This window comes from Bradyrhizobium sp. CB1015, from assembly GCF_025200925.1.
In the GTDB taxonomy this organism is placed as follows: Bacteria; Pseudomonadota; Alphaproteobacteria; order Rhizobiales; family Xanthobacteraceae; genus Bradyrhizobium.
Genome location: NZ_CP104174.1, coordinates 4,378,683 through 4,390,710 on the forward strand (window position 1 = coordinate 4,378,683; position 12,028 = coordinate 4,390,710).

Genomic DNA, 12,028 nt, shown 5'->3' on the forward strand with positions numbered 1-12,028 from the left:
TCAGCTTTCCGCCTTGCCTAACCCCCGTCACCTCCGGCATATTCCGCGCCCGGAGGCGGCGCCCCGGGTGGGCTGCAAGTCCTCCGGACAGCCGAAGCAACAAAGACAGCCACGCGCCGCGCGGGCAGGGGGAAAACTGTTTGGCCGATGAGTTCATTCTCGAAACGGAAGGCTTGACCAAGGAGTTCGCGGGCTTCTTCGCCGTCCGCGACGTTGCGCTCAAGGTTCGCCGTGGGAGCATTCATGCGTTGATCGGCCCGAACGGGGCCGGCAAGACGACCTGCTTCAATCTCTTGACCAAGTTTCTCAAGCCGTCGGCCGGGAAAATCCTGTACAAGGGGCAGGACATCACCGCGATGGCGCCGGCGGACGTGGCCCGCATGGGTCTGGTCCGCTCGTTCCAGATTTCGGCGGTGTTTCCCCATCTCACCGCGCTGGAAAACGTCCGTGTCGCGCTGCAGCGCCAGCATGGCTCCTCGTTCGACTTCTGGCGCTCCAAATCCGTGCTCAACCGCTTTAATGATCGCGCGCGCGAGCTTTTGAACGACGTCGGCCTCAGCGAGTTTGCCAATACGCCCGCGGTCGAGATGCCCTATGGGCGCAAGCGCGCGCTCGAAATCGCAACCACGCTGGCGCTCGACCCGGAGATGATGCTGCTCGACGAGCCGATGGCCGGCATGGGCCACGAGGACATCGACAAGATCGCGGCGCTGATCAAGCGCATCTCCGCGAAATACACCATCCTGATGGTCGAGCATAACTTGAGCGTCGTGGCCAACCTCTCCGACATCATCACCGTGCTGACGCGCGGGCAGGTGCTCGCGCAGGGCCATTACTCAGAGCTCACCAAGGACGAGCGCGTCAAGGAAGCTTACCTGGGAGCCGGTCATGCCTGACACTGCGATCGCCGAGGCTCCGGCCAAGGCTGCGACCGGCGGGAACATCCTGCAAGTCCGCAACCTCGAAGCCTGGTACGGCGAGTCCCACATCCTGCACGGGATCAACTTCGACGTGAACGCGGGCGAGGTCGTCACCCTGCTCGGGCGTAACGGCGCCGGCAAGACGACCACGCTGAAGTCGATCATGGGCATCATCGGCAAGCGCACCGGCTCGGTGAAGTTCAACAACCAGGAGATCATCCGCGCGACCTCCGACAGGATCGCGCGCATGGGCATCGCCTTCTGCCCGGAAGAGCGGGGCATATTCTCCAGCCTCGACGTCCGCGAGAATCTGATGCTGCCGCCGGTGGTCCGCGAAGGCGGATTGCCGCTCGATCAGATCTTCGAGCTGTTCCCGAACCTGAAGGAGCGGCTGAGCAGCCAGGGCACCAAGCTGTCGGGCGGCGAGCAGCAGATGCTCGCGATCGCGCGCATCCTGCGCACCGGCGCGAGCTTCCTGATGCTGGACGAGCCGACCGAGGGGCTTGCCCCCGTCATTATTCAGCAGATCGGCCACACCATTGCGCGGCTCAAGAAGGAGGGCTTCACCATCCTCCTGGTCGAGCAGAATTTCCGCTTCGCCTCCACCGTCGCCGACCGCTATTACGTGGTCGAGCACGGCAAGATCATCGACGGATTTTCCAATTCCGAGCTTGCCGCCAACATGGACAAGCTCCACACCTATCTCGGTGTGTAGCCGAGCAGGCCGGACGATCGAGAGTAACTATCAAAGGAATATTGGGAGGCGGATTATGAAGCACAGCATTTCGGCAATGTTGCTCGGGACGGCCCTGGCGCTCGGCGCGGCAGGCGGCGCAGTCGCGCAGGACAAGAACATCAAGATCGGCGTGCTGACCGACAATTCGGGACTCTATGCCGACCTCGGTGGTGCTGGCTCGACCGTCGCAGCCCAGATGGCGATCGAGGATTCCGGGCTCGCTGCCAAGGGCTGGAAGCTCGACCTGATCTCCGCCGACCATCAGAACAAGCCCGACATCGGCTCCACGATTGCGCGGCAATGGATCGACGTCGAGAAGGTAGACATCTTCATGGATGTCCTGAACTCCGGGGTTGCGCTGGCGGTGAACAACATCGTCAAAGAGAAGAACTCGATTCTGATCGACACAGGTGCGGCGACGTCGGATCTCACCAACGCGCAATGCTCGCCGAACACGATCCACTGGGTCTATGATACCTATATGCTGGCCAACAGTACCGGACAGGCGCTGGTGAAGGCGGGCGGCGACACATGGTATTTTCTCACCGCGGACTACGCCTTTGGACATGCCCTCGAGCGCGACACCGCCGCGGTCGTGGTGAAGTCGGGCGGCAAGGTGATCGGCAACGTCAAGCATCCCCTGAATACTGCCGACTTCTCGTCGTTCCTGCTTCAGGCGCAGGCCTCCAAAGCCAAGATCATCGGCATGGCGAATGCCGGCGGCGACACCACCAACACCATCAAGCAGGCGGCGGAGTTCGGCATCGTCTCGGGCGGCCAAAGGCTTGCGGGCCTGCTGCTCTTCATCACCGACGTGCACTCGCTCGGTCTGAAGGTGGCGCAGGGCCTTAACTTCACCGAGACCTTCTACTGGGACCTGAATGACGGCACGCGCGCGTTCTCCAAACGCTTTTCCGAGCGCATGAAGAACAAGGCGATGCCCTCGATGGTGCAGGCCGGCGTCTACTCGGGCCTGCTGCACTATTTCAAAGCGCTGGAGGCGATGGGCGGCAACCCGCATGACGGGGCCAAGGTGGTCGCGAAGATGAAGGAGATGCCGACGGACGATCCCCTGTTCGGCAAGGGAACGATCCGCGTGGACGGTCGCAAGCTTCATCCCGCCTATCTGTTCGAGGTCAAGAAGCCCGAGGAATCCAAGGCGCCCTGGGACTATTACAAGCTGATCGGCACGACCCCCGGCGACCAGGCCTTCCGGCCGCTGTCGGAAAGCGCCTGTCCGCTGGTGAAGAAGTAACGGTGAACGATGCAGGCCGGCGCGCAGCGGCGCCGGCCTGTTGTTGAGGAATAGAAGGGACCGGGTGCGGGATCGATGCAGGCTCTCTACGCTCAGCTATTGGTGGGACTGATCAACGGCTCGTTCTACGCGCTGCTCAGTCTCGGCCTTGCCGTCATCTTCGGCATGCTCAACATCATCAATTTCGCCCACGGCGCGCTCTACATGATGGGCGCCTTCGTCGCCTATTTCCTGTTGAACCTCGGCGGCATCAACTATTGGTGGGCGCTGTTGCTGGCGCCGATCATCGTCGGCGTCTTCGGCATGATCCTGGAGCGGACCATGCTGCAATGGCTGACCGGGCTCGATCATCTCTACGGCCTGCTCCTGACCTTCGGCATCGCCCTGATCGTGCAGGGCGTGTTCCAGAACTATTTCGGCTCTTCGGGCCTGCCTTACGCCATTCCCGACCAGCTCAGGGGCGGCATGAATCTCGGCTTCATGTTCTTACCGATCTACCGCGGATGGGTCGTCGTGTTCTCGCTGGCGGTGTGCCTCGCGACCTGGTTCCTGATCGAGAAGACGCAGCTCGGCGCTTACCTGCGCGCCGCCACCGAAAATCCGACGCTGGTGCGCGCCTTCGGCATCAACGTGCCGCGCATGATCACGCTCACTTACGGTCTCGGCGTCGGCCTTGCCGCGCTCGCCGGCGTGCTCTCGGCACCGATCAACCAGGTGCGGCCGCTGATGGGCGCCGACCTCATCATCGTCGTGTTCGCCGTGGTCGTGATCGGCGGCATGGGTTCGATCATGGGCTCCATCATCACCGGATTCGCACTCGGTGTGATCGAGGGCCTGACCAAGTATTTCTACCCCGAGGCGTCCAACACCGTCGTGTTCGTGCTGATGGTGCTGGTGCTCCTGGTGAAGCCGACGGGATTGACGGGAAGGGCGGCCTGAGATGACAACCCTGACGGACGACACGCTGCCGACAACCCCGCGCGCGATGCGCGACGAGATGATCGTGTTCGTGGCGATGGCGCTGCTGCTGGCAGCGGTGCCGTTCACAGGCGTCTACCCGTTCTTCGTGATGCAGGCGCTGTGCTTTGCGCTGCTCGCCTGCGCGTTCAATCTGCTGGTCGGCTATGGCGGCCTCTTGTCGTTCGGCCACGCGATGTTCTTGGGAACAGCCGGCTATTGCAGCGCGCATGCGCTGAAGGTGTGGGCGCTGCCGCCGGAGCTCGGCATTCTCGTCGGCATTGCCGCGGCGTTCGTGCTGTCGATCGTGACCGGCTACATCTCGATCCGACGCCAGGGCATCTATTTCTCGATGATCACGCTGGCGCTGTCGCAGCTGTTGTACTTCATCTATCTCCAGGCCCCGTTCACCCATGGTGAGGACGGCATCCAGGGCATCCCGCAGGGACGCATGTTCGGCCTGCTCGATCTGTCCAGGCCGACCGTGCTGTATTATGTCGTGCTGGTCGGATTCCTCGCCGGCTTCCTCCTGATCTTCCGCATCATCAACTCGCCGTTCGGCGAAGTCCTGAAGGCGATCCGCGAGAACGAGCCGCGCGCGATCTCGCTCGGCTACCGCACCGACCAGTACAAGTTCCTGGCCTTCGTCCTGTCAGGGACGCTCGCCGGCTTTGCCGGCGCGCTGAAGGTGTTCGTGGCGCAGAACGCCTCGCTCACCGACGTGCACTGGACGATGTCGGGCGAAGTCGTGCTGATGACGCTGGTCGGAGGGCTCGGCACCATTTTCGGTCCCGTGGTCGGCGCTTTCGTGATCATCGCCATGCAGCAATATCTGGCGGGCTTCGGCCAGTGGGTGACGGTGATCCAGGGCGCGATCTTCGTGATCTGCGTGCTCACCTTCCGCCGCGGCGTCATCGGCGAAATCGCGCATTACTTCCGGCGGTCGCTCTAAGTGACTGATATTACATCAAATTTATTGGTTCATGAAAGCGGTGGATGATCCGGCTCCGCGGGCGTGAGACGACACGCGCGCGGATCAAAAATGGTCTATGACAGTTTTGTGACAGCCCTTTCGGGCCTGACCATTTTCCAACCGGTAGCCTATCCTCATGATGCGATGGTTTCGTGCGTTCCTGCCCAGGGAAGAGCGGTTCTTCGACCTGTTCGATCGGCATGCCCAGACTGTGATCCAGGGCGCCGTCGCGCTCCAGGGCATGCTCAACGGGGGCGAGGAGACGCCGGTCTATTGCCAGCGCGTCAATCAGTTCGAGAACGACGCCGACAACATCACCCGCGAGGTGCTGACGGCGGTGCGCCGCACCTTCATCACCCCGTTCGATCGCGGCGACATCAAGAACCTGATCACCTCGCTGGACGATGCCATCGACCAGATGCAGCAGACGGCCAAGGCCGTGATGCTGTTCGAGGTGCGCAGTTTCGAGCCGCCGATGCGCGAGATCGGTGGGCTCTTGATCGAATGCGCCAATCTGGTCGGCCGTGCGCTGCCGCTGATGCAGGAGATCGGCAAGAACGTCGCCATGCTGACCGCGATCACCGAAGAGCTCGGCAAGCTCGAGGGCCGGGTCGACGATCTCCACGATATCGGCCTGAAGGAGCTGTTCCTCAAGCATCGCGACGGCAATGCGATGGACTTCATCGTCGGGGTCGAGATCTACGACCATCTCGAGAAGGTGGCCGACCGTTTCGATGACGTTGCGAACGAAATCAACAGCATCGTCATCGAGCAAGTATAGCGCATGATCCGGAAAAGTGTGCAGCGGTTTTCCTTCGCGACAAACGCGGAACGCGTTTGCGCGGAGATCGTGCGCAAAGCGTAGGGGCCTCGCCGTGGATGCCGCGTTGGGTCTTCCCGTCCTGGTCGGCTTGATCGCCGTCGCGCTGCTGTTCGATTTCCTGAACGGCCTGCACGATGCCGCCAATTCGATCGCGACCATCGTCTCGACCCGCGTGCTGCGGCCGCAATTCGCGGTGTTCTGGGCCGCGTTCTTCAATTTCATCGCCTTCCTGGTGTTCGGGCTGCACGTCGCCCAGACCATCGGCACCGGCATCATCGATCCCGCGGTCGTCGACACTCAGGTGATCTTCGCGGCACTCGTCGGCGCCATCGTCTGGAACCTCGTGACCTGGGCGCTCGGCATCCCGTCCTCGTCCTCGCACGCGCTGATCGGCGGCCTCGTCGGCGGCGGCATGGCCAAGGCCGGCATTTCGGCCGCGGTGTGGAGCGGCCTGTCCAAGACAGTGCTGGCGATCGTGCTGTCGCCGCTGGTCGGCTTTCTGCTCGCCATGTTGCTGGTTGCGATCGTGTCCTGGGCCTCGGTGCGCTCGACGCCGTTCGCGGTCGACCGTGCCTTCCGCATCCTGCAATTCGCCTCCGCCTCGCTCTATTCGCTCGGCCATGGCGGCAACGATGCGCAGAAGACCATGGGCATCATCGCGGTGCTGCTCTATTCGCAGGGCCATCTCGGCAGCGACTTCTCGGTGCCGTTCTGGGTGGTGCTGTCGTGCCAGGCGGCGATGGCGCTGGGCACGCTGATGGGCGGCTGGCGCATCGTCCGCACCATGGGCCTGCGCATCACGAAATTGACCCCGATGCAGGGCTTTTGCGCCGAGACCGGGGGCGCGGCGACCCTGTTCATGGCGACCTATCTCGGGGTTCCCGTCTCGACCACCCACACCATCACCGGCGCCATCGTCGGCGTCGGCGCCGCCCGCCGCGTCTCGGCGGTGCGCTGGAACGTCGCCAGCTCGATCGTCTATGCCTGGGTGATCACGATCCCGGCCTCGGCCATCGTGGCCGCGCTGACCTGGTGGGTGGTCCAGCTCGTCAGGTAACGAGCTTCAGTCCGATGATGCCGGCGACGATCAGGCCGATGCTGGCGAGGCGGAAGGCCGTGGCCGGCTCGCCGAACAGAACAATGCCGAGCGTCGCCGTGCCGACCGCGCCGATGCCGGTCCAGACCGCATAGGCGGTTCCGACGGGCAGGGATTTGAGCGCAAGCCCGAGCAGGATGACGCTGCCGGCCATGGCCGCAAGCGTGACCGTGGACGGAACAAGCTTGCTAAAACCCTCGGTATATTTCAGGCCGATCGCCCAGGTGATCTCGAGAAGACCGGCGACGAACAGGATGCTCCAGGCCATGGCGACCCTCCGTTCAAGGCAGGGTCGTCCCCGCGGCTGAGGTGCTGATGGGCAGGGGAGGCCGTCCTCCCCCAAGACTGATCTATCCAAGCGCCGATATGGGGCTGGCCGGAAGTCCCCGCAATCACCAAATGAGGCTTGATCAGGCCCGTTTTCCCTGCCACACGCTCCCGCCATGTCCGACATCGCCACCACCACAGCCGAATCGCCGGCCCGTTCCCCGCTTGCCGCTGAGGTGGCGCGGCGGCGGACTTTTGCGATCATCTCCCATCCCGACGCCGGCAAGACCACGCTGACCGAAAAGCTGCTGCTGTTCGGCGGCGCCATCAACCTAGCCGGCCAGGTCAAGGCCAAGGGCGAGCGGCGCAACACCCGTTCTGACTGGATGAAGATCGAGCGCGAGCGCGGCATCTCGGTCGTGACCTCGGTGATGACCTTCGAGTTCGAAGGCCTCGTCTTCAACCTCCTTGACACGCCGGGCCACGAGGACTTTTCGGAAGACACCTATCGCACGCTGACCGCGGTCGATTCCGCGGTGATGGTGATCGACGCCGCCAAGGGCATCGAGGCGCGCACCCGAAAACTGTTCGAGGTGTGCCGCCTGCGCGACATCCCGATCATCACCTTCATCAACAAGATGGACCGCGAGAGCCGCGACGTGTTCGAGCTGCTCGACGAGATCGAGAAGACGCTGGCGCTCGACACCACGCCGATGACCTGGCCGGTCGGCCGCGGCCGCGACTTCCTCGGCACCTATGACGTCGTCAATGGCGGCGTGCGTCTGCTCGAAGGCGGCGGCGCCAAGACCGGCGCGGCGCAGCAGATCGCGATCGAGGAGCTGGCCAAGCTCAACGCAAATCTCGACGTCTCCACCGTGAAGGACGAACTCGAGCTCGTCACCGCGGCGTCGAAGCCGTTCGAGCTCGAAGCGTTCCGCGAGGGCCATCTGACGCCGGTCTATTTCGGCAGCGCGCTGCGCAATTTCGGCGTCGGCGATCTCCTGGAAGGCCTCGGCAAGTTCGCGCCCGAGCCGCGCGCGCAGGACAGCGACCAGCGCAAGGTCGAGGCCACCGATCCGCGCATGAGCGCCTTCGTGTTCAAGATCCAGGCCAACATGGATCCCAACCACCGCGACCGCATTGCGTTTGCGCGCCTCTGCTCGGGCAAGCTCAGCCGCGGCATGAAGGCGAAGCTGGTGCGCACCGGCAAGAGCATGCCGCTGTCGAGCCCGCAATTCTTCTTCGCGCAGGACCGCTCGGTCGCGGACGAAGCCTTTGCCGGCGACGTCGTCGGCATTCCCAACCACGGCACGCTGCGCATCGGCGACACGCTGACGGAAGGTGAGGAATTCAACTTCGTCGGCGTGCCGAGCTTTGCGCCCGAAATCGTCCGCCGCGTCCGTCTCACCGACGCGATGAAGGCGAAGAAGCTGAAGGAAGCGCTGCAGCAGATGTCGGAAGAGGGCGTGGTCCAGGTGTTCCGCCCCCGCGATGGCGCCCCGGCGCTGGTCGGCGTGGTCGGCGCGCTGCAGCTCGACGTGCTCAAGGCGCGGCTCGAGGCGGAATATTCGCTGCCCGTCGAGTTCGAGGTCAGCGAGTTCCAGCTGGCGCGCTGGGTCTCCTCCGAGGACCGCAAGAAGCTCGACACCTTCATCGCCGCCAACACCTCGAGCATCGCCGACGACGTCGACGGCGATCCCGTGTATCTCGCCCGCAACGAGTTCTATCTCGGCTACACCAGGGAGCGCGCGGAGGGCATCGAGTTCAGCAACGTCAAGGACGTCAAGAAGAAAGGATAGGGCGGCGGCGCGCCCTCCGCTGGGCGGCCACACACTCCCGCGCAGGCCGCGCAACAGGTCAAATGCGCACATCCGTCTCGGCGCACGGGGTCGTCAAGCTGGACGACGACAGTGTGCCTTGAACGCGCGCACGTGAACGGCGATAGCCTTGACGTTGTCGGCGTCAGTACCACGTTCGACGTACCTGGTCCTGCGAACGCAAAGCATGTGGCGCTCTCTCATCCTTGCACTCCTCGCTGTGGCAGTCCTCCCGGCGTCGGCCGATGCGTGGCGCCGACCTCTCGAGGAGATTCCATTCTCGTACGAGCCATGCGGCGGGCCCTTTCAGGGACCCTGCATCACCGAGATTCCCTTTCCATTCGGCGAGACGCTCCAGCTCACGGTCGAGAGCGTTCCATCGCCGGCCGACAGCGCGAAGTACCAGAAGCCCGATCACGATCTCGATACGATCGGCGATCTCTTCGCCGAGTTGCGTTCGTGCTGGTCACCTCCGTCCGCCGACCAAGCGCGGGCGGGCATGCAGATGTCGGTGCGGTTCAGCCTCAACCGATCGGGCAGCCTGATCGGCCCGCCGCGTATGACATTTGCGACCGCGGGGGTCCCGGCAGAGACCCGAACCACCTACCTCAACGCGATCAATTCATCGCTGAGAGCCTGCCTGCCGCTGAAATTCACCAGCGGCTTTGGCGGCGCGCTGGCGGGCAGGCCGATCGCGATCCGCTATGTCGACAATCGCGAGCTGGGGAAATAGCTCTATCCTCGCATCCGGAGGCGCGCCCCGCACCACGCGGAGGAGGAGTTGCGACCGGCCGCCGATCGATGATACCTCAGTGGCGGGGGCTGCTTTGCCGGGAGGATGTCGTGGGTCTGCTGGTCATGATCCTGGGGCTGGTGCTGTTCTTCGCCACCCACATTTTTACGACGAAACGAAAGGCCCGTGCGCAGGCGATCGCGAGGCTGGGCGAGGGGACCTACAAGATTCTCTACACTGTGGTCTCACTCGCGGGGCTGGCGCTGATCATCTGGGGCTTTGCCCACTATCGCAGCTCCGGCTGGATCGACGTCTGGTATCCGCCGAAGGCGATGAAGCACATCGCAGTTGCGCTGATGCTGCCGGCGGTGATCCTCGTGGTCGCCTCGTATTTGCGCGGCCGCATCTATGCGACGCTGAAGCATCCGATGCTGGCCGGTATCAAGCTGTGGGCCGCGGCGCATCTTTTGGCCAACGGCGATCTCGGCTCCATCATCCTGTTCGGCTCTTTCCTGGGCTGGGCGGTCTATGACCGCATCTCGTTTAAAGCTCGCACCGACGCCGGCGGCCCGCCGATTCCGGTCGGCGGCGTCAGCAACGATCTGATCGCGGTCGCGGTCGGCGCGGTCGCTTATCTGGCCCTGGCGTTTGCGTTCCATCCGGTCGTGATCGGCGTTCCCGTGATCGGGGTTTAGCCGGTCAGCACAAGACGCAACCCGGCTGTCCATGGGCTGAAGCTGACAAGAGCAACAAGCCGAGGTTCTTCGATGGATTGGTCGCAATCTCAAATCCCGCCGATGCGGCTCGAGGCGCGCTTCGGCGATCGCGTGGTGCCGGCATTTTCGCAGCGGCCTGCCAGCCTCTGGGCGATGATCGCGGACGCCCGCGACCGCAACGCCGATGCCGAAGCTCTGATCTGCGGCAATGTCCGCCTGAGCTGGCGGCAGGCGTCAGAACAAGCCGCGCGGATCGCTGCGGGATTGCGTAAACACGGATTGCAGCGCGGCGATCGTGTCGCCATCCTGCTCGGCAACCGCATCGAATTTCCGCTGCTGCTGTTCGCCGCCGCGCATGAGGGGCTCGTCACGGTGCTGCTCAGCACGCGCCAGCAGAAGCCGGAGATCGCCTATGTGCTCGCCGATTGCGGTGCCAAGATCCTGATCCACGAGGCCGCGCTCGCCGAGCGGCTGCCCGACGCGCATGATGTGCCCGATGTGATCCATCGCATCGCCGTCGCCGATGATCCGGCTCTGTCGCGTTTCGCAGTGCTCGCCGACAACCCGCCGGCCGTGGCACCGATCGAGGTGGGCGAGGAGGACACCGCGATGATTCTCTACACCTCCGGCACCACGGGCAAGCCGAAGGGCGCGATGCTGGCCCATTGCAACATCGTCCATTCCTCCATGGTGTTCGTGTCCTGCCTGCAATTGACGGGGGCCGATCGCTCGATCGCAGCGGTGCCGCTCGGCCACGTCACGGGGGTCGTCGCCAACATCACCACCATGATCCGCTGCGGCGGCGCGCTGATCATCATGCCCGAGTTCAAGGCCGCCGATTACCTCAAGCTCGCCGCGCGCGAGCGCGTCACCTACACGGTGATGGTGCCGGCGATGTACAATCTCTGCCTGCTCCAGCCCGATTTCGACGGCTACGATCTGTCGAGCTGGCGCATCGGCGGCTTCGGCGGCGCGCCGATGCCGGTTGCCACCATCGAGAAGCTCAAGGCGAAGATTCCCGGCCTGAAGCTGATGAACTGCTACGGCGCGACCGAGACGACGTCGCCCTCGACGATCATGCCGGGCGAGCTGACCGAGAGCCACATCGACAGCGTCGGCCTGCCGTGTCCCGGCGCACGCATGGTCGCGATGGGACCGGACGGGCGCGAGCTGCCTCCCGGCGAGATCGGCGAGCTCTGGATCCAGAGTGCCTCCGTCATCAAGGGCTACTGGAATAATCCGAAGGCCACCGCTGAAAGCTTCACGGGCGGATTCTGGCATTCGGGCGATCTCGGCTCGGTCGATGCGCAAGGGTTCGTTCGCGTGTTCGACCGGCAGAAGGACATGATTAATCGCGGCGGCCTGAAGATCTATTCGGCCGAGGTCGAATCCGTGCTGGCCGGCCATCCCGCGGTGGTCGAGAGCGCGATCATTGCCAGGGCCTGCCCGGTGCTGGGCGAGCGCGTCCACGCCGTGGTGGTGACGCGACAGCCGGTGACGGAAACGGACCTGCGCGCCTGGTGCGCCGAGCGCCTGTCCGACTACAAGGTTCCCGAAACCATGGCGATCACATCGGACCCGCTGCCGCGCAATGCCAATGGCAAGGTGCTGAAGCGGCAGCTGCGGGAGCTGCTGGGGGCTTGAGCCGGGCAGGGGCATCCGGGCTGCCCCGGTGGTTAACGCCTTGATCGGGCTCGCTTTGCCTTGCCACCGCCATATCGTTAGGCTACCTCGC

Annotated in this window: 12 protein-coding genes; 11 read left to right on the top strand and 1 reads right to left on the bottom strand. The window is 64.0% G+C overall.

What is annotated here, in order from left to right:
- The first annotated feature begins 140 nt into the window (after window positions 1-140).
- From N2604_RS20105 to N2604_RS20135, 7 genes are all read left to right on the top strand, one after another.
- On the top strand, window positions 141-896 hold the full coding sequence (locus N2604_RS20105; RefSeq protein WP_008551999.1) for an ABC transporter ATP-binding protein: 756 nt from the start codon (window positions 141-143) through the stop codon (window positions 894-896).
- Entirely contained in the window at window positions 889-1,635 is a 747-nt protein-coding gene (locus N2604_RS20110; RefSeq protein WP_260370004.1) for an ABC transporter ATP-binding protein, read from the top strand. The genes N2604_RS20105 and N2604_RS20110 overlap by 8 nt, the downstream gene beginning before the upstream one ends.
- Before the next feature lie 55 nt (window positions 1,636-1,690).
- Complete coding sequence (locus N2604_RS20115) at window positions 1,691-2,911, top strand: ABC transporter substrate-binding protein (RefSeq protein WP_260370005.1); 1,221 nt, start codon at window positions 1,691-1,693, stop codon at window positions 2,909-2,911.
- Between the two features lie 75 nt (window positions 2,912-2,986).
- Entirely contained in the window at window positions 2,987-3,850 is an 864-nt protein-coding gene (locus N2604_RS20120; RefSeq protein ID WP_260370006.1) for a branched-chain amino acid ABC transporter permease, read from the top strand.
- A gap of 1 nt (window position 3,851) precedes the next feature.
- Window positions 3,852-4,820 (top strand): branched-chain amino acid ABC transporter permease, encoded by a 969-nt coding sequence (locus N2604_RS20125; protein WP_260370007.1) that lies wholly within the window; start codon window positions 3,852-3,854, stop codon window positions 4,818-4,820.
- A 157-nt stretch (window positions 4,821-4,977) separates the two neighbouring features.
- The gene (locus N2604_RS20130; protein WP_036000836.1) at window positions 4,978-5,622 is read left to right on the top strand and encodes a DUF47 domain-containing protein; all 645 of its coding nucleotides are present in this window, start codon (window positions 4,978-4,980) and stop codon (window positions 5,620-5,622) included.
- Between the two features lie 94 nt (window positions 5,623-5,716).
- A complete protein-coding gene (locus tag N2604_RS20135; RefSeq protein ID WP_260370008.1) occupies window positions 5,717-6,721 on the top strand; it encodes an inorganic phosphate transporter in 1,005 nt (334 codons plus the stop codon).
- Here the strand turns inward: N2604_RS20135 and sugE are convergent.
- Window positions 6,714-7,028, bottom strand: coding sequence for a quaternary ammonium compound efflux SMR transporter SugE (gene sugE / locus N2604_RS20140; RefSeq protein WP_260370009.1), 315 nt, complete (start codon window positions 7,026-7,028; stop codon window positions 6,714-6,716). The genes N2604_RS20135 and sugE overlap by 8 nt on opposite strands.
- Window positions 7,029-7,203: 175 nt before the next feature.
- Here sugE and N2604_RS20145 point away from each other — a divergent pair, with 175 nt between their 5' ends.
- The 4 genes from N2604_RS20145 to N2604_RS20160 all read left to right on the top strand — a co-directional run bounded on the left by N2604_RS20145 (window position 7,204) and on the right by N2604_RS20160 (window position 11,937).
- Window positions 7,204-8,826: a peptide chain release factor 3 gene (locus tag N2604_RS20145; protein ID WP_260370010.1), complete on the top strand. Its 1,623-nt coding sequence runs from the start codon at window positions 7,204-7,206 to the stop codon at window positions 8,824-8,826.
- A gap of 205 nt (window positions 8,827-9,031) precedes the next feature.
- A complete protein-coding gene (locus N2604_RS20150; RefSeq protein ID WP_260376257.1) occupies window positions 9,032-9,577 on the top strand; it encodes a hypothetical protein in 546 nt (181 codons plus the stop codon).
- A 110-nt stretch (window positions 9,578-9,687) separates the two neighbouring features.
- On the top strand, window positions 9,688-10,272 hold the full coding sequence (locus N2604_RS20155) for an NnrU family protein (RefSeq protein ID WP_260370011.1): 585 nt from the start codon (window positions 9,688-9,690) through the stop codon (window positions 10,270-10,272).
- A 72-nt stretch (window positions 10,273-10,344) separates the two neighbouring features.
- On the top strand, window positions 10,345-11,937 hold the full coding sequence (locus tag N2604_RS20160; protein ID WP_260370012.1) for a class I adenylate-forming enzyme family protein: 1,593 nt from the start codon (window positions 10,345-10,347) through the stop codon (window positions 11,935-11,937).
- Window positions 11,938-12,028: the final 91 nt, after the last annotated feature.